Origin of the sequence: Cognatiyoonia koreensis (assembly GCF_900109295.1) — a bacterium.
GTDB classification, from domain to species: Bacteria; Pseudomonadota; Alphaproteobacteria; order Rhodobacterales; family Rhodobacteraceae; genus Cognatiyoonia; species Cognatiyoonia koreensis.
The window spans coordinates 533779-559158 of sequence record NZ_FOIZ01000001.1 but is presented as its reverse complement, the minus strand read 5'-3'; the positions used below and the strand labels follow the sequence as shown (position 1 = coordinate 559158).

29 protein-coding genes and 1 tRNA gene are annotated in these 25380 nt (G+C 58.3%); 16 read left to right on the top strand and 14 right to left on the bottom strand.

Annotated features, from left to right (window positions below; genetic code table 11):
* Positions 1 to 5 precede the first annotated feature (5 nt).
* Both BMY44_RS02785 and BMY44_RS02780 read left to right on the top strand, forming a co-directional pair.
* A complete protein-coding gene (locus BMY44_RS02785; RefSeq protein WP_341349638.1) occupies positions 6 to 1010 on the top strand; it encodes an alkane 1-monooxygenase in 1005 nt (334 codons plus the stop codon).
* Positions 1007 to 1402, top strand: a complete 396-nt coding sequence (locus tag BMY44_RS02780; RefSeq protein WP_089989994.1) for a hypothetical protein — start codon at positions 1007 to 1009, stop codon at positions 1400 to 1402. The genes BMY44_RS02785 and BMY44_RS02780 overlap by 4 nt, the downstream gene beginning before the upstream one ends.
* On the opposite strand, the gene xseA is transcribed toward BMY44_RS02780, so the two are convergent.
* Positions 1399 to 2916 (bottom strand): exodeoxyribonuclease VII large subunit, encoded by a 1518-nt coding sequence (gene xseA, locus BMY44_RS02775; RefSeq protein WP_089989991.1) that lies wholly within the window; start codon positions 2914 to 2916, stop codon positions 1399 to 1401. The genes BMY44_RS02780 and xseA overlap by 4 nt on opposite strands.
* A gap of 70 nt (positions 2917 to 2986) precedes the next feature.
* On the opposite strand from xseA, the gene purD reads away from it, so the two are divergent.
* Positions 2987 to 4264: a phosphoribosylamine--glycine ligase gene (gene purD, locus BMY44_RS02770; protein WP_089994447.1), complete on the top strand. Its 1278-nt coding sequence runs from the start codon at positions 2987 to 2989 to the stop codon at positions 4262 to 4264.
* 68 nt (positions 4265 to 4332) lie between these two features.
* Here the strand turns inward: purD and BMY44_RS02765 are convergent, their stop codons facing one another.
* The 5 genes from BMY44_RS02765 to BMY44_RS02745 form a co-directional block, all read right to left on the bottom strand.
* Positions 4333 to 4842 (bottom strand): CarD family transcriptional regulator, encoded by a 510-nt coding sequence (locus BMY44_RS02765; RefSeq protein WP_089989989.1) that lies wholly within the window; start codon positions 4840 to 4842, stop codon positions 4333 to 4335.
* A gap of 211 nt (positions 4843 to 5053) precedes the next feature.
* Positions 5054 to 5389, bottom strand: coding sequence for a ferredoxin FdxA (gene fdxA / locus BMY44_RS02760; protein ID WP_089989985.1), 336 nt, complete (start codon positions 5387 to 5389; stop codon positions 5054 to 5056).
* A gap of 48 nt (positions 5390 to 5437) precedes the next feature.
* Entirely contained in the window at positions 5438 to 5824 is a 387-nt protein-coding gene (locus BMY44_RS02755; RefSeq protein WP_089989982.1) for an RNA-binding S4 domain-containing protein, read from the bottom strand.
* The gene (locus tag BMY44_RS02750; protein WP_089989980.1) at positions 5821 to 8595 is read right to left on the bottom strand and encodes a helicase-related protein; all 2775 of its coding nucleotides are present in this window, start codon (positions 8593 to 8595) and stop codon (positions 5821 to 5823) included. The genes BMY44_RS02755 and BMY44_RS02750 overlap by 4 nt, the downstream gene beginning before the upstream one ends.
* Positions 8596 to 8621: 26 nt before the next feature.
* Positions 8622 to 9257: a tetratricopeptide repeat protein gene (locus BMY44_RS02745; RefSeq protein ID WP_242650468.1), complete on the bottom strand. Its 636-nt coding sequence runs from the start codon at positions 9255 to 9257 to the stop codon at positions 8622 to 8624.
* Here BMY44_RS02745 and BMY44_RS02740 point away from each other — a divergent pair.
* From BMY44_RS02740 to BMY44_RS02710, 7 genes are all read left to right on the top strand, one after another.
* Positions 9256 to 9546, top strand: a complete 291-nt coding sequence (locus BMY44_RS02740; protein ID WP_089989978.1) for an SCP2 sterol-binding domain-containing protein — start codon at positions 9256 to 9258, stop codon at positions 9544 to 9546. The two genes, BMY44_RS02745 and BMY44_RS02740, sit on opposite strands and share 2 nt — an antisense overlap.
* 3 nt (positions 9547 to 9549) lie before the next feature.
* The gene (locus BMY44_RS02735) at positions 9550 to 10485 is read left to right on the top strand and encodes an alpha/beta hydrolase (RefSeq protein ID WP_089989976.1); all 936 of its coding nucleotides are present in this window, start codon (positions 9550 to 9552) and stop codon (positions 10483 to 10485) included.
* A 36-nt stretch (positions 10486 to 10521) separates the two neighbouring features.
* Entirely contained in the window at positions 10522 to 11523 is a 1002-nt protein-coding gene (locus BMY44_RS02730; RefSeq protein ID WP_089989973.1) for a ligase-associated DNA damage response exonuclease, read from the top strand.
* A gap of 30 nt (positions 11524 to 11553) precedes the next feature.
* On the top strand, positions 11554 to 13143 hold the full coding sequence (locus BMY44_RS02725) for an ATP-dependent DNA ligase (protein WP_089989970.1): 1590 nt from the start codon (positions 11554 to 11556) through the stop codon (positions 13141 to 13143).
* Positions 13136 to 14008, top strand: a complete 873-nt coding sequence (locus BMY44_RS02720; protein ID WP_089989968.1) for an amidohydrolase family protein — start codon at positions 13136 to 13138, stop codon at positions 14006 to 14008. The genes BMY44_RS02725 and BMY44_RS02720 overlap by 8 nt, the downstream gene beginning before the upstream one ends.
* 68 nt (positions 14009 to 14076) lie before the next feature.
* Positions 14077 to 15894, top strand: coding sequence for a M3 family oligoendopeptidase (locus BMY44_RS02715; protein ID WP_089989965.1), 1818 nt, complete (start codon positions 14077 to 14079; stop codon positions 15892 to 15894).
* On the top strand, positions 15891 to 16376 hold the full coding sequence (locus BMY44_RS02710; protein ID WP_089989963.1) for a GNAT family N-acetyltransferase: 486 nt from the start codon (positions 15891 to 15893) through the stop codon (positions 16374 to 16376). The genes BMY44_RS02715 and BMY44_RS02710 overlap by 4 nt, the downstream gene beginning before the upstream one ends.
* Here the strand turns inward: BMY44_RS02710 and BMY44_RS02705 are convergent.
* The 6 genes from BMY44_RS02705 to BMY44_RS02680 form a co-directional block, all read right to left on the bottom strand.
* On the bottom strand, positions 16361 to 16816 hold the full coding sequence (locus BMY44_RS02705) for a VOC family protein (RefSeq protein ID WP_089989960.1): 456 nt from the start codon (positions 16814 to 16816) through the stop codon (positions 16361 to 16363). The two genes, BMY44_RS02710 and BMY44_RS02705, sit on opposite strands and share 16 nt — an antisense overlap.
* Positions 16816 to 17091: a DUF4389 domain-containing protein gene (locus BMY44_RS02700; RefSeq protein WP_089989958.1), complete on the bottom strand. Its 276-nt coding sequence runs from the start codon at positions 17089 to 17091 to the stop codon at positions 16816 to 16818. Before BMY44_RS02700 ends, BMY44_RS02705 begins: the two co-directional genes overlap by 1 nt.
* The gene (locus BMY44_RS02695; RefSeq protein ID WP_089989955.1) at positions 17084 to 18052 is read right to left on the bottom strand and encodes a Gfo/Idh/MocA family protein; all 969 of its coding nucleotides are present in this window, start codon (positions 18050 to 18052) and stop codon (positions 17084 to 17086) included. Before BMY44_RS02695 ends, BMY44_RS02700 begins: the two co-directional genes overlap by 8 nt.
* Before the next feature lie 115 nt (positions 18053 to 18167).
* Positions 18168 to 19064: an RNA polymerase sigma factor RpoH gene (gene rpoH, locus BMY44_RS02690; RefSeq protein ID WP_089989953.1), complete on the bottom strand. Its 897-nt coding sequence runs from the start codon at positions 19062 to 19064 to the stop codon at positions 18168 to 18170.
* 172 nt (positions 19065 to 19236) lie between these two features.
* The gene (locus tag BMY44_RS02685; RefSeq protein ID WP_089994443.1) at positions 19237 to 20265 is read right to left on the bottom strand and encodes an RluA family pseudouridine synthase; all 1029 of its coding nucleotides are present in this window, start codon (positions 20263 to 20265) and stop codon (positions 19237 to 19239) included.
* A 139-nt stretch (positions 20266 to 20404) separates the two neighbouring features.
* A tRNA-His gene (locus tag BMY44_RS02680) sits at positions 20405 to 20481 on the bottom strand.
* Positions 20482 to 20596: 115 nt separating this feature from the next.
* Between BMY44_RS02680 and BMY44_RS02675 the strand changes: the two genes are divergently transcribed.
* Positions 20597 to 20797, top strand: a complete 201-nt coding sequence (locus BMY44_RS02675; RefSeq protein ID WP_089989950.1) for a DUF6324 family protein — start codon at positions 20597 to 20599, stop codon at positions 20795 to 20797.
* A 10-nt stretch (positions 20798 to 20807) separates the two neighbouring features.
* On the opposite strand, the gene BMY44_RS02670 is transcribed toward BMY44_RS02675, so the two are convergent.
* Positions 20808 to 21266, bottom strand: a complete 459-nt coding sequence (locus tag BMY44_RS02670; RefSeq protein ID WP_089989948.1) for an MmcB family DNA repair protein — start codon at positions 21264 to 21266, stop codon at positions 20808 to 20810.
* Between the two features lie 275 nt (positions 21267 to 21541).
* Here BMY44_RS02670 and BMY44_RS02665 point away from each other — a divergent pair, with 275 nt between their 5' ends.
* From BMY44_RS02665 to BMY44_RS18145, 3 genes are all read left to right on the top strand, one after another.
* Positions 21542 to 22465, top strand: a complete 924-nt coding sequence (locus tag BMY44_RS02665; protein WP_089989945.1) for a LysR family transcriptional regulator — start codon at positions 21542 to 21544, stop codon at positions 22463 to 22465.
* Positions 22466 to 22598: 133 nt separating this feature from the next.
* Entirely contained in the window at positions 22599 to 23435 is an 837-nt protein-coding gene (locus BMY44_RS02660; RefSeq protein ID WP_165611771.1) for a DUF481 domain-containing protein, read from the top strand.
* 195 nt (positions 23436 to 23630) lie between these two features.
* Positions 23631 to 23771 (top strand): hypothetical protein, encoded by a 141-nt coding sequence (locus BMY44_RS18145; protein WP_165611770.1) that lies wholly within the window; start codon positions 23631 to 23633, stop codon positions 23769 to 23771.
* Between the two features lie 205 nt (positions 23772 to 23976).
* Here BMY44_RS18145 and BMY44_RS02655 read toward each other — a convergent pair whose 3' ends face one another.
* Positions 23977 to 24216 carry a hypothetical protein gene (locus BMY44_RS02655; RefSeq protein WP_089989940.1) on the bottom strand — a complete coding sequence of 80 codons (240 nt, stop codon included), beginning with the start codon at positions 24214 to 24216 and terminating at the stop codon, positions 23977 to 23979.
* 150 nt (positions 24217 to 24366) lie between these two features.
* Between BMY44_RS02655 and BMY44_RS02650 the strand changes: the two genes are divergently transcribed.
* A complete protein-coding gene (locus BMY44_RS02650) occupies positions 24367 to 24870 on the top strand; it encodes a hypothetical protein (protein WP_089989938.1) in 504 nt (167 codons plus the stop codon).
* Positions 24867 to 25376: a hypothetical protein gene (locus BMY44_RS02645; RefSeq protein WP_089989936.1), complete on the top strand. Its 510-nt coding sequence runs from the start codon at positions 24867 to 24869 to the stop codon at positions 25374 to 25376. The genes BMY44_RS02650 and BMY44_RS02645 overlap by 4 nt, the downstream gene beginning before the upstream one ends.
* Positions 25377 to 25380: the final 4 nt, after the last annotated feature.

Sequence of the window (25380 nt, the reverse complement as noted above, 5' to 3'; positions counted from 1 at the left end):
GATCGATGATCCTGTTCAGCCTGGCGACACTGCTGCCCGTGCCCTTGCTCGCACTCGGGGCGGTGTCGGGTGGCTGGTGCACAGCGCTTGCGCTTGTCTATCTGACGGGTCTGACATTCACGCTCGACACGCTGATCAAGATCGTGACACCCCCAGTGCCCGAAAGCGAGTTTCCAGCAGCCAACGGCCTGTCTGTCGTTCTGGCCGTGCTGCATTTCCCGCTTTTGGGGTTGATCGTATTCGGGTTGGCCGGTGACACGCTGTCGACGGTCGCAAAGATCGCGTTGTTCCTCGCCGCAGGCATGTATTTCGGGCAAGTCGGCAATTCCAACGCGCATGAACTGATCCATCGCGGCGCACGGCATCTGCACCAGCTTGGCAAATGGGTCTATATCTCGCTTTTGTTCGGGCATCACACCTCGGCGCATCCGCTGGTACATCACCGCTTTGTCGCCACAGACATGGACCCGAACACATCGCGTCTGGGCGAAACGTACTACGCTTATCTGCCACGCGCATGGATCGGGTCGTTCAAGGCCGGGCTGAAGGCCGAAAACGCACGTCGCAAGGGCCAGCCGCTTTGGACGCACCCTTATGCGCATTATATCGGCGGTGCGGTTTTGATGATCGCCATCGCGGCAGTGATTGGCGGGCTGAAGGGGGCGGCGATTTATGTGCTGTTGGCCGGATATGCCCAGTCGCAACTGATGCTGTCCGACTACGTGCAGCACTACGGTCTGACGCGCAAGATTGACGAAAACGGCAAGCCGGAACCGGTCGGCGCGAAACATAGCTGGAACAGCCCGCACTGGTTCTCATCCGCACTGATGCTGAACGCGCCGCGCCATTCTGATCATCACGCACATCCGTCGCGGGAATACCCCGCACTCGACCTGCCGGTGGACGGACCAATGCTGCCACGCTCCTTGCCGACGATGGCGACGCTCGCGCTTTTTCCGTCGCGCTGGTTCAAGGTCATGAACCCGCGCGTCAGGCGGTTGCGGGCATGATGCGGCTAGCCACCATCCTGTCGGTCTTGGCGACACAGGCGCTTGGTGAAACACCGATGTCGGGGGCAGAGTTCGACGCTTATTCCACCGGACGGACACTGACCTTCGGTACGATTGGCAATCCGGATTATGGGGTTGAACAATACCTGCCCGATCGCAAGGTGATCTGGTCACCCGGACCTGGCCGCTGCGTCGAAGGCTCTTGGTTCGATCGCGGCGACAACATCTGCTTTGTGTATGAAACCGACCCAGAACCGAAATGCTGGCAGGTTTACCGGACCGAAACAGGAATCCGGGCGGTGTTTACCAACCAACCGGGTACAACAGTTCTGTTTGAAAGTAAGGACAACACCAAACCGCTGGTCTGCCCTGGTCCTGATCTGCTCGGCTAAAGCAGGCGACCCTGATCGTCTGTGCTGTCGGATTTGCTCTTCTTGGTCCCTGCCCCTTGCAGTAGCACGCGCCCATCCGCAAATTCGATTTCAAGCGACTTGGCCGCTTTGGCGGCATCGACATGCGTGACCAGCGCCTCGCCGTCGCGCACGACCGCGTAACCGCGTTTGAGCGTTTCGCGATAGCCAAGCGTTTCGCGAAGCCTGTCGAGTGACTCCAGTCTCGCCACGCGTTCAGATTGCTGGCGGGTGGCAATCGCGGCCAGTCTGGCCGCCAAAGTGTCATAAGCGGTGTACGCCCTGTGCACGTCCGGTGCACGCAGTGTGACACGCCGAAAACCGTCCCGCCGCGCGGCGACGCCACGGGTCAGCGCAGGGCCAAGCCGGGCTGTCAGCTCGTTCAAACGGCGGTGCTCCTGCCCCATCCGCCCCGTCAGAACGGACGGGCGCAGCCCCAGATTCGCCAGCTGCAATTTCTTCTTTTGCGCCGCCTGTATCAGCGCCACGGGCAGCTTTTCCGCCCAGTAATCAAAGCGTTGCTGCGGTGTGTCCAGCAAGGCTCCCGGCTTTGGCAAGGCCCGCGCCAGATCGCGCAATCGCTGTTTGCGCTGCTCCAGCCCCGCGCTTGCGGCATAATTCAGTCGACCACCCTGCTGATCGACCCAGCCCAGCAGCTCCATGCGGACCGGCACCGCCAGTTCCGCCGCCGCCGTCGGCGTCGGCGCCCGCATATCCGACACAAAATCAATCAACGTCGTATCCGTTTCGTGCCCCACCGCCGAGATGAGTGGGATGTCGGATGCGGCGGCGGCGCGCGCGACGATTTCTTCGTTAAAGCCCCATAGATCCTCGATCGATCCACCTCCGCGGGCGACGATGATCAGGTCGGGGCGTGGCAAGGCACCGCCGGGGGTGAGCGCGTTGAAACCTGCAATCGCGCGGGCCACTTCGGGGGCGCAATTCTGCCCCTGCACGGCGACCGGCCAGACCAGCACCTTGCGCGGAAAACGATCACGCAAGCGGTGCAGGATATCGCGGATGACTGCACCAGAGGGCGAGGTCACAACGCCAATGATTTCAGGAAGATACGGCAAGGGCTTCTTGCGCTCGGGCGCGAATAGCCCCTCTGCCGCGAGCGCCTTCTTGCGCTTTTCCAGCATCGCCATCAAAGCGCCTTCGCCGGCAACCTCGATACTGTCGACGTTGATGTTGTATTTCGACTGCGGGCCAAAGGTGGACAGCTTGCCGGTAACAATAACTTCAAGCCCTTCTTCAGGCTGCACGCCCAGCCCCGCGACCTGCCCTTTCCAGGAATTGCAGGCGATGACATTCCGGTCATCCTTGATGTCATAATAAAGATGGCCCGACTTCGCGCGCACGACGCGCCCGACTTCACCGCGCACACGCACACGTCCAAAAGCCCCTTCAAGGGTCTTTTTGACCGATCCGGTCAATTCGGAAACGGTGAACTCCGGGGCATTGCCCTTGGGTGTTTCTTCTTCGAAAAGGTCCATGCGCCGCCCTTGTTCTCTGCTCGTCGCAACCTTAGAACGCGAGGCAGAAAAGGCCAAGCGGGGGACGCCGATGAACATACTCATTCTGGGCAGTGGCGGGCGTGAACACGCACTGGCATGGGCAATCAAGCAGAACCCGAAATGCGACCGCCTGATCGTCGCCCCCGGCAACGCGGGGATGGCCGATGTCGCGTGGTGCGCCGATCTCAACATTCTGGACGGAGATGCCGTCGCGACCTTTGCCGAGGAAAACGCGATTGATCTTGTCGTCATCGGTCCCGAAGCCCCGCTGGCCGCTGGTGTCGGCGACAGCCTGCGCGCCACCGGTTTGCTGGTGTTCGGCCCGTCCGAAGCAGCGGCCAAGCTGGAAGCGTCAAAATCCTTTACCAAGGAAATCTGCGACGCCGCCAATGCGCCGACAGCAGCCTATGCCCACTTCACCGACGCCGAAGCCGCGCGTGATTACATCAAGGCACAGGGCGCCCCGATTGTTGTCAAGGCAGACGGTCTGGCGGCCGGGAAAGGCGTCATTGTCGCGATGACCGAAGACGAAGCGCTTGCTGCCATCGACGATATGTTTGACGGATCGTTCGGGGATGCAGGCGCGGAAGTCGTGATCGAAGAGTTCATGGACGGCGAAGAGGCTTCGTTCTTTGTTCTGTCTGACGGGGAAACCCTGCTGCCAATCGGAACCGCGCAGGATCACAAGCGCGTTGGCGATGGCGATACCGGCCCGAACACGGGCGGCATGGGGGCCTATTCACCCGCACCTGTGATGACAGACGACGTGATCGCCAAGACGATGGACGAAATTGTCACGCCAACGATGATGGAGATGTCCAAGCGCGGCACGCCCTTTCAGGGTGTCCTGTTTGTCGGTCTGATGATCAAGAACGGCCAGCCGCGACTGGTGGAATACAATGTGCGGTTTGGCGATCCGGAATGCCAATGCCTGATGATGCGTCTTGGCGGTCAGGTGCTGGATCTGGTGCACGCCTGCGCCGAGGAGCGGTTGAAAGACGTCCAGGTCAACTGGGCTGATGATCATGCACTGACGGTTGTCCTGGCGGCGAACGGTTACCCGGGACCATATGAAAAAGGCAGCGTCATTAAAGGGCTTGATACACTGCCAGAGGATTCATTCCAGATGACGTTTCACGCCGGCACCACATTGTCCGGCGGACAGGTCACGGCGACCGGCGGGCGTGTTCTGGCGGCAACCGGGCGCGGTGCGTCCTTGAAAGATGCGCACGAGAGGGCCTATGCGCTGATCGATCAGATCAACTGGCCTGGCGGGTTTCATCGCACCGACATCGGTTATCGCGCCTTGGCGCGGGCAGACGACTAGGGATTGAACCGCGCACGAAAAAAGGCGGTGCCACATGGCACCGCCTTTTTTTCATAGGACCGGTTTGATCAGGCTGCGCGGCCAACCAATACGCTGTCGATTTCTTCCGCTGCCGCAACTTCGTCGTTACCAGCCACTGCCGCGATTTCGCGCGTCAGGCGTTCAAGTGCAGCTTCGTAGAGCTGGCGTTCGGAATAGGACTGTTCGCGCTGGTCATCCTGCCGATGCAGGTCGCGCACAACTTCGGCAATCGCGATCAAATCGCCCGAGTTGATCTTTTGTTCGTATTCCTGTGCCCGGCGGGACCACATGGCTTTCTTTACCTTGGCCTTGCCCCGCAATGTTTTCATGGCGTGCGAGACGACATCCGGAGTTGCCAGCGCCCGCATCCCGACCTCGGTTGCCTTGTGCGTCGGCACACGCAGGGTCATCTTGTCCTTCTCGAATGCGATCACGAACAGTTCCAGTTCGAAACCGGCGACTTCCTGTTCTTCGATCGACACGATCTTGCCAACGCCATGCGCGGGATAAACCACGAAGTCATTGGGCTGAAATTCTTTTTTCTTCGACTTGCTCATGTTCATCCTTCCATGAAGACGGGCATTCAGACGTCAAAAAGACCAGCGCGGGTGTCTTCCACCCCCGTTAGTCAGAAATCCGCTGAATTATTGTCAGTGCTTTGGCGTCATTAAGCCTACTATACCACAAAACGCCCCCCCCTGCCAGCGCAGGGGCAATTCCGGCGATCATTCCAAGAAAACATCAGCTTATCGGCGCATGATTGGCGAATCAGCCGCCTTCGCCAGCGGCTTCGGAAAAGAGTTCGATCTTTCCGTCTTTGCCGTCCATTTCTTCTGCATTCGGCAGCGGGTCTTTCTTGGTAATGATGACAGGCCACATTTCGGAATACTTGCGGTTGAATTCGACCCACTTTTCCATATCGGGTTCGGTGTCCGGGCGGATCGCGTCGGCCGGGCATTCGGGTTCGCAGACGCCACAGTCGATACATTCGTCAGGGTGGATAACCAGCATGTTTTCACCTTCATAGAAGCAGTCCACAGGGCAGACTTCGACGCAGTCGGTGTATTTGCAGGCAATGCAGTTGTCGTTGACGATGTAGGTCATGGGCCGTTCCGTTTCGTATCCGCGGACTCGCTAGACCAAGAGGCGCAATCATTCAAGCGGGAACGACCCGTCATCACGCAACCGCGACGACAAGTCTCGGCGATCTTTCTTGGTTGGCCGCCCCTTGCCCTCGAAACGCGGGTTTTTTTGGCGCACGACGGGTTCAGGTGACATGTCTTCGTAAAGCGCATGTGCTTCGGGGGCGGGCCCGCGTCGTGATCCGCAATCCAAGATCTTGACGATCTTGACGTCGTTTTCCTTGGCAAATGTCAGGACATCACCCGGACCGACCGCCCTTGCGGGCTTGCTTGCCGGGGTTCCGTCAACGCGTACCTTGCCCGCCGAAACGACCCCGGCGGCCAGACTGCGCGATTTGAAAAACCGCGCATGCCACAGCCATTTGTCCAGCCGGATTGTCGGGCGTTCTTCGCTCAATCCTTCTTGAACCCGGCAAGCGCTGCCGCAAACGGGTTGTCGGGATCGATCGCTTTTTCCTTCCTTGGCTTGGCCTGGAAGGATTGCGGTTTGTTGCCGCCAGCCTTGGGGCCCTTGCCCTTTGGCTTTCCCTTGCGATGGGGTCGGTCGTTTGCAGGTTTGGGTCGTACAGCACGCCCCCCCCAAGTGAACGTGAAGAACGTTTCCATTTCCGGCACTTCGGTCGGCGGAGCCGGTGGAATGTCGGTTTGTGGATCGGTTGGCGGCACACCGACGGGTTCTTCGACGGGCGGCACGCCAATTGGCTCTTCGCTTGGCGGGACGTCGATCGGCGGCGCTGGCGGCACTTCGCCCGGCTTGTCGCCCGGGACTTCGTCTGGCGGATTTTGAACGGCGGCTTTCATTTTCTCGCGCTCTCCCTTTTCGGCCTTGTATCCAAGACCAACCATCAGGTTCGCGAACTGTTCCAGCGTCATGCCCGTGATTGACAGCATGTCGGGCGTGGCCTCAAAGCCGCCACGCGAATCCTGATCGCGCAGCATGTCTGCAAGCCGTTCGACCATGTCGATGCGGATCGCACGTTCGCCCGCAGCGCGGTAGCCGGCCATCGCATAGTAACCAGGCACGGCGTCTTTGGCGGCTGGCACAGTGACCAGACCGGGGGGCGGGCTTTCGGGGAATTCCTGCAGGCCTTTGGACAACGACCAAAGCACCAGACGCAGACGGGTTGGCGCGGGTTTCAGCAGGAGCGGCATGAAGATCGTGAACTGGCCAAAGCGGATGCCGTGCTTGCGCAAAGCACCACGGGCGTCCTGATCCAGCGCCTTGACCTCGTCCGCGACTTCGCCGCGCGGGATGATCCCGAAACCTTCGGCCATGCGAAAGGCAAAGCCTTTGGCGGAACCTGTCAACGTCTCGTCATTGCGCAGGGCCAGCAGCGGTTCGAAACCCGACGCGATCTTGCGGTCGATGAAATGCTGTAGGCGACGTCGCACCTTCTCTGTGACGTCTGGACCTGCTTCATCATCAACGAAGGCTTCGACGACAGGTTTATAGGGGTCATCGCCCTTGGTCAGTTTGCCGACAGCGGCATCGCCCCACATCAGCCCGCCCTGTTCAGTAAAGTCGATTTCCGGATCGGGCGCGTTATAGAAACGGTCGGCCAGCAGATGGAATTGCGGCACAAGCGCCTGCACCGATGCCTGGCGCAGCGTCTTGGCCTCGTCCGGGCTGCCGGTCTTGTCCATGCGGAAGCGGAAACCTTCCAGTTTGCCCACGAATTCACCTTCAACGGTGACTTCACCCTTATCGTTTACGTCAGCCAATAACTTGTCCTTCTGGTTGAGCCGGCGAAGCAAGACAGATGTCCGCCGGTCCACAAATCTTTGCGTGAGAGCGCCGTGAAGCGCATCCGATAGGCGGTCTTCTACCGCGCGCGTCGCGTCGCGCCAATGGGAATCGTCGCGCAACCACCCCTTGCGCTGGGCCACGTAGGTCCATGTGCGGATATATGCCAACCGCTTGGACAGTGTATCAATGTCCCCGTCAGAGCGGTCGATCCGTTTGATCTGCAGTGCGAACCAGTTTTCGTCTACATGGCCCGTCTGGTGCAGATCGTTGAAGATCCGGGTCAGCAGGTTGGCATGTTCGCCCTTGCTGATGCCGCGAAAATCGGGGATGCGGCAGACGTCCCAAAGCAGCCGCACGGACGGTCCGTCACTGGCCCGCGCGGCAACCTCTGCATCGCCTGCCAGTGCCTTGAGCGCGGCCAGATCATCGCTTTCGCGCACGCGGGTCAACCATTGGTCCTGCGTCTGTTCTTCGAGCGTTTGCAGCAGTCGTTTGATTGACCCGAATTGAAGATCAGTATTGCGCCACTGCAATTTGGTGACAGGGCGGAAGCGGTGATTGGTAATTGCGTCCGCGACTGCTTCATCAAGTTCGGGGGCTTCACCGGTCACCCCGAACGTACCAGCATCCGTATGCCGCCCTGCCCGACCGGCAATCTGGGCGAGTTCTTCGGGGAAGAGGTTTCGCATCCTACGCCCGTCGAATTTCGACAGGCCAGAGAACGCGACGTGCTTGATATCGAGGTTGAGCCCCATTCCGATGGCATCAGTGGCGACAAGGTAGTCCACGTCGCCATTCTGGTACATCTCGACCTGCGCGTTGCGCGTGCGCGGCGATAGCGCGCCCATGACGACGGCGGCTCCACCCTTTTGGCGTCGCAGCAGCTCTGCAATTGCATAGACATTTTCAACCGAAAAACCGACGATAGCCGACCTTGCGGGCATGCGGCTTAGCTTTTTCGAACCTGTACACGTCAGCGTGCTGAAGCGGTCCCGTTTCAAAAAATCCGCTTCGGGCACAAGCGAGGCTATGGCCCCCCACATCGTTTCGGCCCCTAGAAACAGTGTTTCATGCAGACCCCGCGCGTGCAGCAACCGGTCAGTAAAGATATGCCCGCGTTCGGCGTCCGCACAAAGTTGGATTTCATCGATAGCAAGGAAATCGCAGCCCATACCGGGCGGCATGGCTTCGACCGTGCAGACCCAATAAGCCGCACGCGGCGGCACGATCCGTTCTTCGCCGGTAACAAGCGCGACGACGCCCGGACCGCGTTTTGCGACGATCCGGTCATAGACCTCGCGGGCAAGCAGACGCAGCGGCAGGCCGATAATGCCGGTACGATAGGCCAGCATCCGTTCAATCGCGTAATGCGTCTTGCCGGTATTGGTGGGGCCAAGGACAGCCGTCACGCGGGCGTTCATATGCGGTCCCCCGGGGGTGGTTCAGGCTAGAGCGCCTGACCTTCCAGCTGCAGATTAACGCGTTCCAGCGCTTCGAGTGTATCCGGTTCGAGCGGATAGATTTCGAGGATCGCGCGATAGACTTCGCGCGCATCTTCGGGGCGTTCCAGACCTTCCATGATGATCCCGACGCCGAACATCGCGTTGAAATGGCGCGGTTCCAGCACCAGTGCGGCGCGCAGGTCATCCAATGCCGGACCGATCATTTCAAGGTTGAAGTAGGCCTGCGCACGCCCCGAATATGCAGCCGAAAATTCCGGCGCATGGTCGATTGTTGCAGTGTAGTGTTCAGCTGCCGCGACAAAGTCGCCCTGCTCCAGGGCTTCCTCACCCCGGCGCAGCAACAAATCGATGGTCGCAGAACCGGATTTATCGAGCCGATCGAGAATGCGGTCAGCAATCCGTTCGTGATTGGTCTCGTCTGCGGTCAAAAGCTCTTGATATAGGTCGTCCAAAGACGTTTCTTGCGCGAAGGCAGATGACGAAAACGTCACCCCCAGCAGAAATGCCGTAACGACAGAATTGAAGCGGATCGGATGCTTGCCCATACTTGTAATGTAGCGTCTCGGCCCGAAGGTGCCAGAGGGGACGCGCCCTGAAAGCGAAAAAAGGACAACGATCATGAGCAAAGTAATCGACGAGGCCGTCATAGCCCTGAACGAAAAGATGGGCGGGGCCGGGTTTGATGGCACCGCGAAGTTCGTCATTGAGGACGAAGGCGCGATCATGATTGATGGCGACGGTGCCCGTGCGGGTGACGAAGAGGCAGACGTCACGCTGACTGCCTCTACCGAAACCTTCAAGGCGATCCTTGACGGTGAACAGAACCCCACGGCTGCCTTCATGACCGGCCAGCTGACAGTCGACGGCGATATGGGCAAGGCGATGGCTTTGTCCGGCGTTCTTGGCTAAGTGATGGAAACTGCACCGCTTTACAATGATGTGGCCTATGGGCCTGAAGGCGGTGCAGCCCATTGGGTGACAGCCTCTGACGGGGTGCGCATCCGCGTGGCCCACTGGATGGCGCCGCAGGCAAAAGGCACCGTTCTCGTCTTTCCGGGCCGCACCGAGTTTATCGAAAAATACGGCGATGCCGCGCTGGAATTCACCAACGCCGGCTATGCCACCGCTGTGATTGACTGGCGCGGTCAGGGTCTGGCTGATCGTATGCAGCCGGATCGTGGGCTTGGCTACGTACGCCAGTTTTCCGATTATCAAGATGATGTGACCGCCATGTTGGATCATGTGCGCGCCCTGTCATTGCCGGAACCTTATTATCTTGTTGGTCATTCCATGGGCGGCTGTATCGGCTTGCGTGCCTTGCTGAACGACTTGCCCGTCAAGGCCTGCATGTTTTCCGCCCCGATGTGGGGCATCATGATGGCCCCACCGACACGTCCGTTTGCTTGGGTTGTAACCACTGCGGCCCGTGCCTTAGGTCTTGATTCCCGTATTGCACCGGGCCAGACGACCCAGAACTATACCGCGATTACGCCGCTGGCGGACAACACCCTGACCTCTGATCCCCGCATGTACGAGATCATGCAAGAGCAGTTGCGCAAGTACCCTGATCTGGCCCTTGGCGGCCCGTCCATGACTTGGTTGAACGAGGCCTTGCGCGAAATGCTTGCCCTGTCGCGGATGCCAAGCCCCGACATCCCTTGCCTGACGTTCCTTGGCACGGACGAGCAGATCGTCACCCCCTCGCGTATCCACGAGCGTATGAAGCGTTGGCCCAAAGGCGAATTGGTCATCGTTCCGGATGGCCGCCACGAGGTCATGCTGGAAACCTCGGCGATCAGGCGCACGGTCTATGACCGCACGATCGCCCATTTCGCAGCGCATTCTTAGACTTTCCCTTTTGTCACCTGGCTCTACCATGGGATCATGGCCGATGTGCTGACATTCACCGACCGCGGGATTTATTGCCCTGCTGGCGATTTCTATATTGATCCGTGGCAACCTGTTGCCCGCGCGCTCATCACGCATGGGCACGCGGACCATTCGCGATGGGGGATGGACAGCTATCTTGCGACCCGTGCCGCCGCCCCCGTCATGCAGCACCGCCTTGGTCCGGATGCACATATCGAAACGGTTGATTATGGGGAGACCCGCCAGATCGGCGGAGCACGCGTATCCTACCACCCTGCTGGCCATGTGCCGGGGTCCGCGCAGATCAAGGTGACGGTCAAAGGCGAGACATGGGTCGCTTCGGGCGATTACAAGACCGTCGACGACGGTCTGTCCGAGCCGTTCGAGCCAGTCCGGTGCCACGCGTTCATTACCGAATGCACCTTTGGCCTGCCGGTTTTCAAATGGACGCCGCGCGACGTGCTGACCGACCAGATCAATCAATGGTGGATTGCGAACAGGGATGCAGGGCGATTTTCCCTTCTTGGGGCCTATGCGCTGGGCAAGGCGCAACGGCTGTTGACGACCGTAGATGCCGAAATCGGTCCGATCCTCACGCATGGAGCGATCGAGAACACAAACGAGATTCTGCGCGCACAGGGGATCAAGCTGCCACGGACAACCCGCGTAACTGCCGAGACGCAGGTCAAGGACTATCCCGGTGCGCTTGTCCTTGCGACGCCGGGTGCGCTGGCGCAGCCATGGGCGAACAAGTTCAAGCCCGGCTCTGCTGCCTTTGCTTCCGGCTGGATGGCCCTGCGTGGCGTGCGCAGGCGACGTGCGATGGATCGCGGATTTATCGTATCGGACCACGCAGACTGGGACGGGCTGAATAGCGCTATTCAGGCCACCGGTGCGGAAAAAGTCTTTGTCACCCACGGCTATACCGCGCCGTTCGAACGGTATCTGCGCGAGCAAGGCTATGACGCCCATACCGTCAGCACCGAATACACCGGCGAGGTGGCAGAAGATGCCTAACCGCTGTCATTTGCGCAGAGCTTGGCGTCGATGAAACAGTTCGCAGACCTGTTCACCCGGATTGACGAAACCACGAAGACGACCGTGAAGACGGCCGCGCTTGCCAGTTTTTTTCGCGAGGCACCGGATCAGGACAAGCTTTGGACCGTTGCATTGTTTACCGGTCGCCGCCCCAAGCGGACGATCACGGCGACCCGCCTGCGCGAATGGGCGGCAGAGGCCGCAGATATTCCGCTTTGGCTATTCGAGGAATCCTATAGCATTGTCGGCGATCTAGCGGAAACGATCACGCTGATCCTGCCCGACGCCGAATCCCACGAAGATCGCCCGCTGACCGACTGGATCGCTGAATTGAAACGCCTGTCCGGCCTTGATGAGGACGCACGGAAAGCCGGCATCCTGAATGCATGGGCCAAGCTGGAAAGCAAGGAACGGTTTCTGTTCACGAAACTGCTGACGGGCGGGTTTCGCATCGGTGTTAGCGCAAAGCTGATCACGCGCGCATTGGCCCAAGCGACCGATCAGGATGAAGCAAACCTGACCCACCGCCTGATGGGTAACTGGACACCCGAAACCACCACATGGCACGCGTTGATTGAAGCCGACGATCCGACGGCCGACCTGTCACGCCCCTATCCGTTCTATCTGGCCTATGGGCTTGAAGATCTCGACGCGCTTGGCCCGCCGGACGATTGGTCTGCGGAACGCAAGTGGGACGGTATTCGTGGGCAATTGATCGTGCGTGGCGGCGAGCACCATTTGTGGTCGCGCGGCGAAGAGCTGATGACAGACCGTTTTCCGGAGCTGTCGCAGTTGAAAGACTTTCTGCCCGACGGCACGGTAATCGACGGCGAAATCCTTGCGTTTGCTGATGAAGCGCCGTTGAGTTTCAACGCCCTTCAGAAACGGATCGGGCGCAAGACCGTGCCGAAAAAGCTGTTGAAGGATTCGCCCGCGATCATCATGGCCTACGATCTGTTAGAGCAGGATGGCCGCGATATCCGTGATGCACCATTTGAAACCCGGCGGGCCGGGTTGCAGATGCTGATCGAACAAGCCCCGGCTGAGTTGCCGATCCGGCTGTCGCCGTCCGTTCCATTCAAAAGCTGGACCGAACTGGCCCGCGAACGCGACAAGTCGCGTGCGATGAATGCCGAAGGCTTGATGCTCAAACGACTGGATTCCGCCTACCTTGCAGGTCGCAAAAAGGGTGACTGGTGGAAATGGAAGGTCGATCCTCTGACCATTGACGCTGTGATGATCTATGCACAATCAGGGTCCGGACGACGTGCGAACCTGTTTACCGATTACACATTCGCGGTGTGGAACGGCAACGAACTGACACCATTCACCAAGGCATATTCAGGGCTGACCGACGCCGAATTCCGTGAAATCACGGCATGGGTGCGCAAGAACACCTTGCAGAAATTCGGCCCGGTCCGGCAGGTCACGCCAGAGCATGTCTTCGAAATCGCCTTTGAAGGGATACAGGAATCGCCGCGTCACAAATCCGGGGTTGCCTTGCGCTTTCCCCGTATGCTCCGCTGGCGCAAGGACAAGCCGTTGTCCGAAGCCAATACACTGGATGACCTGAAAGACATGCTCGCGACCTATGGCTAAACCTGCCGCCCCTTTGCCACCGCGCCCCGCACCGGTGAGCGAACGCGCGCCCGAAGGTGCGTGTGACACACATGTGCATCTGTTGGCGGGTACGGATGAGCTGGCGCTATATGCTGGCCGCACGCAAGATCCGGCCCAGCCTTATGCCGCCTACCTCGCTGATTACAAAGCGCATCTTGAAAACCTTGGCGTGTCCCGCGGTGTCATCGTCCAATCCATTTTTTACGGTACGGACAACACAGTCACAGCCAATGCTGTGCGGGACATGGGGGAAGGGTTCAAAGGGATCGGATTGGTGCCTGATGCGGCAACGGATGCGGACCTTGACCGGTTTGTGGACTGGAATTTCAAAGGCGTGCGCCTGAATTACGTGCATGGCGGCGTGCTGACATGGGACGGCGTCAAGGCGATGGCCCCGCGGCTTGCGGAGCGTGGTTTACACATTCAGATGCTGATGCATGCCGACCTGCATATGGAAGACCTTGCTGCCGATATCACCGCCCTGCCCGTTCCTGTTGTTTTCGATCATATCGGCTGGCCGTCGGATATGTCGAAAGGCCCAGCGCATCACGGGTTTCAGGCGCTTTGCAACGCACTTTCTGACGGAGATGCCTATGTAAAGCTGTCTGGTCTTTACCGGCTGTCAGACGCCCCGCACACCGCGACAGACGCGTACGTCCGCGCACTTGTGCGGGCCAATCCAGAGCGCTGTCTTTGGGGGTCGGACTGGCCGCATATCATGCTGAACGGCGCGCAGATGCCGCAGGGCGCGGACCTTTGGCACGCCTTCTTGCGTGCGGTCCCCCATGCTGACACACGCCATCGCATTCTGGTGCAGAACCCTGCCGAACTCTATGAATTCTAGCGGGTATCGCTTTCCCTTTTGATGCGGTCTGCCTATGTAGGGCAGGACACAATCCAAGAGGCTATTTCATGCGCTTTCCGACCCCCCTGTTCGATGCGAATGCCACCGGTGGCAATCAGTTTGGTGAATTGCCCGAATGGGATCTGAGCGATCTTTATACCGCCGAGGACAGCAAGGAATTGCGCCGTGACATGGCTTGGCTGGAAACCGAATGTGCCGATTTCGCCCAAAGCTATGAAGGCAAACTGGCTTCGCTAGATGCGGAGGGTATGCTTCAGGCGGTCAGACGATACGAAGAAATCGACGTCATCGCAGGTCGGATCATGTCGTTTGCAGGACTGCGGTATTATCAGATGACCACGGATGCCGATCGTGCGAAATTCATGGCCGACTGTCAGGACAAGATCACGGCCTATACCACCCCGCTGGTGTTCTACGGACTGGAATTCAATCGGCTTGACGACGACCACTTGTCCGGGCTGATCGCACAGAACGCGGATCTGGCTCGCTACAAGCCCGTCTTTGACCGGATGCGCGCGATGAAGCCGCACCAGTTGTCGGACGAGTTGGAAAAGTTCCTGCACGATCAATCGACTGTGGGTGCCTCTGCGTGGAACCGTCTTTTTGATGAAACGATGGCCGGGCTTGAATTTGACGTCGATGGCGAAACGCTGAACCTTGAATCGACGCTGAACCTGCTGACCGAACAGGATCGGTCAAAGCGTGAAGCTGCGTCTCATGCGCTTGCCGCTGTCTTTCAGAATAACATCAAGCTCTTCGCGCGTGTTCACAACACGCTGGCGAAGGAAAAAGAAATCGAGGATCGCTGGCGCAATATGCCGACCCCGCAGACCGGACGGCATCTGTCCAATCACGTGGAACCCGAAGTGGTCGAAGCGCTGCGCAATGCGGTCGTGAAGGCCTATCCGCGCCTGTCGCATCGCTATTACAGGCTGAAGGCCAAGTGGTTGGGTCTTGATCGCATGGAAACATGGGATCGCAACGCGCCATTGCCGATGGAAAATACGCGCACTGTCGATTGGGCCGAGGCGCAGAAGACCGTCATGGATGCCTATGGCGATTTCGCACCCGAAATGGCCGAACTTGCCGAACCGTTCTTCAGCAAAGGCTGGATCGACGCGCCGGTGAAACCCGGCAAGGCACCCGGCGCGTTCGCCCACCCGACCGTGACCACGGTGCACCCTTACGTAATGTTGAACTATCTTGGTAAGCCGCGTGACGTGATGACACTAGCCCATGAGTTGGGCCACGGCGTGCATCAGGTGCTGGCCGCCGAACAAGGGGAGCTGTTGTCCTCGACCCCGCTAACGCTGGCCGAAACCGCGTCTGTCTTTGGTGAAATGCTGACCTTCCGCAAGCTTCTGGAAGGTGCCAAGACCAAGGAAGAACGCAAGGTGCTTTTGGCCGGCAAGGTCGAGGATATGATCAATACGGTCGTGCGCCAGATCGCGTTCTACGATTTCGAATGCAAGCTGCACGACGCGCGCCGCAGCGGAGAATTGACGCCCGATGATATCAACGCGCTTTGGATGTCGGTGCAGGCCGAAAGCCTAGGTGACGTGTTCGATTTCCATGAAGGCTATGAAACCTTCTGGGCCTATATCCCGCATTTCGTCCATTCGCCGTTCTATGTTTACGCTTATGCCTTTGGCGATGGCCTCGTGAATGCCCTTTATGCCGTCTATGAGGAAGGTGATCCCGACTTTAAGAGCAAGTACTTTGACATGCTCAAGGCTGGCGGGTCCAAGCACCACAAGGAACTGCTTGCCCCCTTTGGGCTGGATGCGTCCGATCCGGCATTTTGGGACAAGGGCCTGTCGATGATCGAGGGTTTTATCGATGAATTGGAAGCACTCGAGTCGTGATCACCATCGCGCCATTGCCGCGGCAGCAAATTGCCAAGGTGGCGCATTTGATCCTGACAGAGCCGCAGTATCCGTTCGTCGGCGAAATCCTTGATATGACTGCAGAGCGTGATCCGAAAACGGACTTTCACTGCGGACTGCGGGGCAAGACCTATGTCGGTTTCTTCAAGATCGATCATGATCTGTCCCGCAAACTGCCCGAGCTGGCCGTTGGCAGCTACGGTTTTCGCGGCTTGCTGATTGGCGGGCAATATCAGGGGCTTGGCTATGGCACCGCACTGCTGAGCGCCCTTCCCGATTACCTGCGCAAGACCTATCCGAAAATGGATACGCTCTGGCTTAGCGTTGATACGATCAACACTCATGCCATCGGCTGTTACGAAAAGACTGGCTGGACTGCGACCGGTTTGGAGCGCGACGGGCGGTCGGGACGTGAGATGATCATGCACCTCGACCTGAGTGCGGATCAGTCCCCGCGATAGGCCGCTTCCAGGGTCGCGATATCAATCTTGGTCATCTGCATCATCGCGTCTGTCGCGCGTTTTGCGCCAGCTGTGTCTGGCCCGCCCACGGTTGCTGGCAACGCCTTTGGCACTACCTGCCAACTGACGCCAAAGCGGTCGACACACCACGCGCATTGGCTTTCTGCCCCGCCATCGGCAATCAGCGCTTTCCACAACATGTCCGTTTCGGCCTGATCTTCGGTCATGACCATGATGGAAGCGGCAGGATTGAGCTTGTAATGCGGTCCGCCGTTCAACGCGAGATAAGGGACACCCGCAAGGTGAAAGTTGACGAGCAACGGTTCGGCATCCGGCGCGATATCGTCCTCGACAGCGGAACCCGGAATGAGTGACGTGTAAAAGTGCGCGGCTTCTGCCCCGCGACTTTCAAACCAAAGGCACGTGCGAATTTTCGACATCAATCCAGCTCCGTCCAAGGCCAGGGCTTCACTTCGCTCGCGCCGGTCTGGTAGCGGGCGGCCTTTGCGATCCAGACCCCCATCGTGGTGCCGAATTCGGCCAGTTGTTCGTTCGGCTGGCGCTGGTTCGCAAGCATGATGATGAATTGCGCGATCGTCATGACCCCAAGCAGTGTATGGGCAAACGACAGCAGCACCGCGATGATAATCATGAAAATCAATCGCACGAACATGTTGTCGAAATCTGTTTCGGGGTTCTGATCTTTGTCAGCCATCGCGCCCTCCTGCGGCAAACACCATGTCCATCATCTCTTGTGTGCCACGAGAGAACTCGAGTGGGCAAGGATATGGCGCACCGGTGCGGGCGGAATGAACGAAGTTTTCGACCTGAAGCACATACTGGTTCACCGCCGGCCAGCGTTCATGCGTTTTCACCATGCCATCGTTTTCCAGCACAAGTTCGGACAGGCCAAAGACGTTGGCATTGTAGGGGCATGTCAGCGTCAGCACACCTGTATCGCCATGAAACGAAATCTGCTGTCGCGTGAACATCCGCATCGATACAACGGCGGAATACGTAAAATCCGGGAACACGGCAGCAACCTGCGCGAAGACATCCACCCCGTTTTCGTAAGCCAGTTTTGCGTAAGGCACGGAGTCCGGTTCCTGACCGGTCACGAATCGCGCGGATCCGAACGTATAGACCCCGATGTCATAAAGCCCGCCGCCCCCTTTCGTCGGGTCCAGCCGGATGTTGCCAGTGTCGCCTGCGTTGTTGAAGGAAAACACTGCATCTACGTGCGTCAGTTTGCCAATCGCCCCACCCTGTACCAATTCGCGCGCCCGAATGAACTGCGGATGATGCACAATCATGAACGCCTCTGCCGCCAGTTTGCCCGCGGCGTCACGGGCCGCGATCACCTGCGCAAAATCATCTGCGCGCAGGGCAAGCGGCTTTTCACACAATACGTGCTTGCCGGCCTCAAGCGCTTTGATCGTCCAGGGAACGTGCAGGTGGTTGGGCAGCGGGATGTAGACCGCATCAATCGATGGATCGTCCAGAATAGCGTCGTAGCTGTCATGGACTGTCACACCGGGCGCGAACGCCGCAAATGCGTCGGCTTTTCCGCGATCAGATGTCGCGAGCGCGGCCAGTTCCGCCCCGCGCGCCGCATGGATTGCCGGCCCCATGTATTCGCGCGCGAATTGCGCAGCCCCGAGAATACCAAATCGCATCTATGCCCCCCTGGTCCGTCCCTGTCAGGCTAGCGGCACCAATGGTAACTTGCAAAAAAATATCCCCGCCAGACGGGCTGGCGGGGATCTATCTCTCGATCGTATTTCGGAACGCTTAGACGCTGGCCAGCATCCCTTTGGTTTTCGCCAGTTCCTTCATCCGTTTTTGCAGCTTTTCAAAAGCGCGGACTTCGATCTGGCGGATGCGTTCGCGCGACACGTCGTACTGACCGGACAGGTCTTCGAGCGTAATCGTTTCCTCGGCAAGTCGGCGCTGCATCAGGATGTCTTTTTCGCGATCATTCAGCACTGACATTGCTTCGGCGAGCAGCTCGCGCCGCGCTTCCAACTCGTCGCTTTCTTCGTATGCTGTGGCTTGATCGGCGTCTTCGTCTTCGAGCCAGTCCTGCCATTGCATCGTGCCTTCGCCATCGGACCCGACCTGCGCGTTCAGCGAGGCATCGCCGCCCGACAGACGCCGGTTCATGCTGACAACTTCGGCTTCGGTGACGCCAAGGTCATGGGCGATACGGGCCACGTTTTCCGGGCGCATATCGCCATCTTCCAACGCGCCAATCCGCGATTTCGCCTTGCGCAGGTTAAAGAACAGTTTCTTTTGCGCCGATGTCGTGCCCATTTTCACAAGCGACCACGACCGCAGCACGTATTCCTGAATCGACGCACGAATCCACCACATGGCGTAGGTCGCCAGACGGAAGCCCTTTTCAGGATCGAATTTCTTGACGGCCTGCATCAGCCCGACGTTTGCTTCCGAAATCACCTCGGCTTGTGGCAAGCCGTAGCCGCGGTAGCCCATGGCGATTTTCGCAGCAAGGCGCAGGTGCGATGTGACCAGCTTGTGTGCCGCTTCGGTGTCTTCGTCCTCTGCCCAGCGCTTGGCGAGCATGTATTCTTCTTCGGGTTCCAGCATCGGGAACTTCCGGATTTCCTGCATATAGCGGTTTAACCCACCTTCTGGGGTCGGTGCTGGAAGTGTTGTATAATTTGCCATCTCGTAGGTCTCCCCCGTTAGTCGCCGATGTTTACGGCGTTAACATGGATATGGTGCCATATCTGGGCCGTTTCAAGTGCTCCAGATACGATTTCTTGCCACTGATATGTACCGATGCAGCGCGGTTGACTAGGTGGATTTCAGTGCGCTCACGCACATGGGATGGAATATTTCACCCGTTTTGTCGAAGATCGCGCAGTAAACCGCCCAGATCAGCGGGGATTTCCGCTTCGAATGCCAGATCAGCCCCGGTGACGGGATGCACAAAACCTAGAGTCGCCGCATGCAGCGCCTGCCGCGAAAAGTCATGTGCCCCGCGCACGCCGGCAACGCCCAATGCTTTTTCAGACAGCTTGCGCCGTCCACCATAGACCGGATCACCGATCAGCGCGTGGCCACAATGCGCCATATGCACCCTGATCTGGTGTGTGCGGCCGGTTTCCAGCCAGCATTCGACAAGCGCTGCCGCAACAGGCTGCCCGAACCTTTCCAGAATGCGCACGCGCGTCACTGCATGCCGCCCGTCCTGGAAGGATACGGCCTGCCGCTGGCGGTCAGTTCTGTGGCGCCCCAGAAAGGTTTGCACCCGCAGGATATTCCCCGGCTCGAACGATGTCCCCTTGATCCCGCGCAAGCGTGGGTCATTGCTGTCAGGCGCGCCATAGCACACGGCAAGGTAGCGACGTTCGACCGTGTGCTTTTCGAACTGCGCAGCAAGACCGTGATGTGCGGCGTCCGACTTGGCGACCACAAGCAAACCGGACGTTTCCTTGTCGATTCGGTGTACGATGCCGGGGCGTTTCATGCCGCCGACACCGGACAGATCATCGCCGCAGTGATGCAACAGCGCGTTGACCAGTGTTCCAGATGGTGTGCCGGGGGCGGGATGGACGACCATGCCTGCGGGTTTATTCACAACGATCAGGTCGGCATCTTCGAAGATGATGTCGAGCGGGATGTTTTCGGGGCCGATGTGGCTTTCTTCCGCCGCTTCGAGTGTGACAGCGATTTGCGCGCCTTCGATAACTTTGAAGCGGGGGTCGGTGATGGCTGTCCCATCCACGCTGACGGCACCGCCTTCGATCAGCTTGCCAAGCCGCGACCGGCTGAGGTGTGCGTCGTCTGGCACATCACGGGCCAACGCCTTGTCCAGCCGCGGCGGCGGGCTGGCTTGGATGGCGAACGTGATCAGTTTCGACATGCGCGTCACCTTTTCCGTGCGAGAGACACCAAACAGCCCCATGCAGAATCCCACATGATTGGGCCATTAGGCTTTGCGGGATTGGCGCGAATTTGGCAACCACATGCCGTATCGGCGCGAAAGACGGGAAATGGAAGGGTGGTACCACCTCCTGGTCTCGAACCAGGGACCTCTTGATCCACAATCAAGCGCTCTAACCAACTGAGCTAAGGCGGCACACCGCGCGATTTAGCCCCATGATCCAACGATTGCAAGTCCCAAGACGACAACATCTTGCACCCTCCCCCCTGCCCGCGCTAGTGACATTCCCAGCAATTCAAAGGGATACGCCATGGGCATCAATGACGAACGCGACATCGAAGCGAACATGCAGATCGGGCCCACAGACATGGGCTTTGTCCGTATCTTCATCGAATCCCAAGGTGTCGAAATCCCGATGGATTTCGAACCCGACGAAGCCGAGGACATCGCAGAAGAAATTCGCGCAGCCGCGATGGCCGCACGTGCTGTCGGAAAAAAGAAAAGGCGTTAAGGCGTTCGGCTTAGAAAAGGACGACCATGCCCGGATCGCGGGCGGCTTGCGCCCTGACAGCGGCATGGCGCGCGAATTTCTGAATCATGACCTTGCGGCGCGCCGGTGCCAACTTTGATTCCGGCCCCATGCGGATGATTTCCGCGTCATATGCATCTGCGATGATCAGCCCGGTTCCTTCTGGCAATAGCTCGGTCGGAAAATCCGTATCGACCGCCCAGAAGAACCGGTCACACCATTCAAGATATCCGTCCCATTTGCTGTCCGATTGAAAATCGGCGCGCGAGGACTTGCATTCTACCACCCAGATTTCGCCCTTCGGACCTAGCCCCATCACATCCACACGCAGGCCCGGTGTTGGCACAAGTTCTTCAACACTGACAAAATCATGGCTGCGCAGGTGGCGCGAGACGCCACGGGCCAATAACTGGCCCGGCATCAATTGCGGGAGCTGGAGGTCGTCTGGCATGGTTCAAAAAATGAACAATAGGTGAACAAAAATCAATCCCCTTCCTGAACAGGAGATTGAACAGTCAGTGCCGCGGACGGCATTGCATATGCTAAGTTATTGTTTATTATTGCAATAAGGCGAAGATCGGTCGCCGCTTTGGCGTTGGGAGCCAAAGTTTGTTCTCATCTGGGTGCAAGGCTGACCGACCTTCTGGATCAGATATACGCGCGAACGAGACACGCGTATCGCGGATTATTCTTGCCTTTGACATGAATAATTCTCATGGATGAGTGATGGATATTACGCTTCTGAAGACTTTCCTCGAAGTCGCGGCGACCGGATCTTTCGTGTCCGCCTCTGAACGGCTTTATGTCACGCAATCGGCGGTCTCTCTTCGGATCCAGCGGCTAGAAGACACGCTCGGCAAACCGCTGTTCTTCCGTTCCAAGGCAGGTGCGGAACTCACACCGGCGGGGCGCGAATTCGAACGCTATGCCTTGTCGATGATTCGGGTCTGGGAAGAAGCGCGCCAGCAGATCGCCATTCCCGAAGGATTCACGCGAAGTTTGACGATCGGGGCGCAGTACTCGCTTTGGCCGCGTCTTGGTTTTCGCTGGATCGACGTCTTGCGGCGCGACATGCCGGATCTGAACATCCGCGCAGAACTGGGAATGCCGGATCGTCTGACCCGATTCTTGGTCGAAGGAATCATGCAGGTCGGTCTTGTCTATAACCCCAACCTGAGACCCGGCCTGTCTGCGCAAAAGATATTTGATGAAGAACTTGTCATGGTTGCGTCATGGCCAGACCCGACGCTGGATATCGGGCGGGACTATGTCTTTGTCGATTGGGGGTCAGAGTTTGTCGGCGCGCACGCGATCGCCCTGCCCGAGCTGACAAACCCCGGCCTGACGATGTCGCTGGGCGCCATGGCCGCTGAATTCGTGATCAATCGGCGGGCTGCCGCGTATCTGCCTGCACGTTATATTAAGAAGTACCTTGATAGTGGACAGCTTCACCTTGTGCCCGATGCGCCCCGGTTCCCCTATCCTGCGTGGGCGGTCTGGCGTGATGACATGGAAGAAGTGCTGCGCGGAGAGGCCACCAAGGCATTGATAACAGTCGCAAAGGCCGCAGCGCAGGATGGCGACGCCGTCATTGCCGCGCTTGAAGACATCAGCGAGGAAGAGATCGAAATCCTCGGTGAAGAGGAATGACTTGAGAGATTCTCGCTTTAAGCATGAATATTTTGAATTTCCCTCACGCATAAACACTTCCTATCTGAGGATCAGCAGAGATGCTCCCGTTCCTCGAACAGGACGGGTCACCTTGTTGGGAAAGGATAGACCCATGAAACAGAACGTATTCGTATTGGCAGCTATTGCAGCCGTTATGTCATCGTCCGCCATTGCGCAGACAACAGCATTCGACAACCGTGACGCCGCACTTGATGCGGTAGACGATCTTGAAGAAGCTATCAGTGAAGACGCAGAGCGCGACATCCGCAACTTTGGCAACGAAGGTCGTGAAGTCGGCTCCTACGGTAGCCTTGCCCTGCGCGGCACATCGACAAGCAACGATGGCGATACAAGCAACGACCTTGGTATCGGTCTGCGCTGGGGCACCTATGACGGTGTCAACGGTTTTGATGCGACTGCCAGCTTTGCCTATGGCGATGATGACGGCGTCGAAACCGAAAACAACCTGCTGATCGGTCTCGACTATCGTCGCGACTTTTCGGACGCTTTCTTTGGTTACGCACAGGCTGACGCAGCTTTTGACCGCCTGTCCGAAACAGAAGGCGAATATTCGCAGGACGTCTTTATCGGTGCCGGTGTTGGTTACCGTATCCTGAACAGCGCTGACACACAGTGGTCGGTTCAGGCTGGTCCTGGCTACCGCTTTGCGGAAGTCGTCGGTGGCGCAGATGTCGAGGAAGCAGCCGCGTCTGTCTCCTCCAACTTCTTCACAAGCCTGACAGAGACATCCTATGTCACGAACGACACAGACGTCATCTACTCTGACACAGCGACAACAGTGACCAACGAGCTGGCATTGAACGTTGATGTGACAGAAACACTGACAATGCGGACAAGCTACTCCACGAACTTCAACGATCAGACAGACAATTCTTTCTCTGACGCTGAAAACAAGTTCGGGATCGCTGCGGTCTACAACTTCAGATGATCTGAGGCCTCTGCATTCCCAGAAGAATAGGATGCCGGATCATGGGGTGGCTGCGAATAGCAGCCACCCTTTTCCATTGCGTGTCAGCAATAAGGCGAGTGACGCAAGGTCACGCCGCAACTTGAATCCAATCTTGCCCATTTTCTGACATGGTTAATGGCGAAAACATGAGTACGCAAAACGGAGCTGCCACTCATGTTGTTCATAGAAAACATTTCATTCCTCGACGTTTGCCTCGCACTGGTGACACTTGCTGTCGCTGAACGGCTGGTTGTGCAGTATCTTCCCGAAGACATGGTTGGCCCGGAAGGCTGGTTGTTGAAAACCAACAACTGACACTTGGCAAAGCGCTCTGCGCGCCCTATCTCCAAAGACGGCGGGCTTCTGCTCTTCTTGTCAAAATGTTGGTTACATTCCAGTGGCCTTAAGCAAATCCGAGGGAACTGGCTCTGTCGTAGCCCTGGCTTCGTTATCTGGTGCCCACCTGTACATACAGGTCCTCGGGAATAAACCTTCGACGGTTGCTGCGGTTCCCGCCACCTCAGTCCTCTGCATAGCCCATGATGACCAGACTGAATTGCACGCCCCCGAATAGCGTCGCAGTAAACACCCAGAACACCAGCGCCATGATGTAGCCGCCTTCCGTATGCAGGATCAGGTGGCCGACGTTCATCAGGTTGAACCAGATCAGCATTGCCAGAAACAGGGCTGACAGCAAAAATCCAATGCCCCAACTTACGAAGAAAATCCGCATCAGATGTGGGTCTTTTTCCTGTGCCATGGCCGGGCCTCGTCTCTTGGGATGCCGGTCAATATAGGCCGGACTGCGGCAAGGTCACGTGACTTTGTCACCGTCCTCAGCGGATTTCGGCCTTTGTCTTTGGCGTTTGCGCACTAGCTCATGGTCATCTGACACCGAAAGGAAGACCCGATGCGCCTTGCCCTGATCGCCTGTATGATGACCGCGACCGCCGCGCAGGCGGATGGCCTGCTGGTCCAGTTTGCAGATGGTGCACCGAAGGATTCGCTCGTTTTCCAGAACAATGGCTGCCCCTTGCGTGATGCCACCATCGTCATCGATCTGCGCGGCACGGCGGCTGGCCTGATCTTTGATGTCACCGCATCCGGCGCAGGTGTCGAGGTGTTCCAGCCCGTCGAAGTGGAAACCGGCAACGTTCTGATCAGCCCCGTCGCGGATGGTGGGCAGGTTCTGCATCTGCATGTGCCCGATTTCGCAAGTGGCGAGTCGATCCGCCTGACGGCCGATCTGGATGACACGACCTCCAATCGCCAGATCACCGTGAACGGATCCGAAATGGTAGGAGCAACCGTCACGGTCGCCTATGGTGCGTTCATGCAAACGGCTCCTTTCGATTCCGATGGCCTCGCGGCTGTGACCTTGCCGCCCACGGCAGACGGCTGCCTGTCGACGTGATCCGTTATGTGCTGCCCCTCTTCATGGCCACGCCCTGCGCGGCCGATGGGTTGTTGGTGCAGTTTCAGGACGGCAACCCGCTGGACAGGTTCATCGCCTACAATCGTGGATGTCCGCTAAGCGACGTCACACTGACGCTTGACTTCAACACATCCGAGGGTGGCGTTGTCATCGATACGGAATATGGCGGCATCGGTACGCGCGATCCTGCCCCTGTGACGTTGACCGAAGGGGCCGGGGTGTTGCGCGATGTGCAAGACGGGGACCGGAGACTGATCGTTGATGTGGCGCGCTTGCCAACCCTTGCCGCGATCACGGTCACACTTGACGTGGACGATACAAGCGATGCGTTCGAAGACGCGCGGGTGTTTGCGGACGGGCGTGATGTCGCAGGGACCACAGTTACAATTCAAAGCGGTAATCAGACGTCGACAACGATCCTGAACGACCTCGGACGCGGCGAGCTTGAAATCCCGCCAAACGCCAACGCGTGCGCGTTGTCTTGAAACC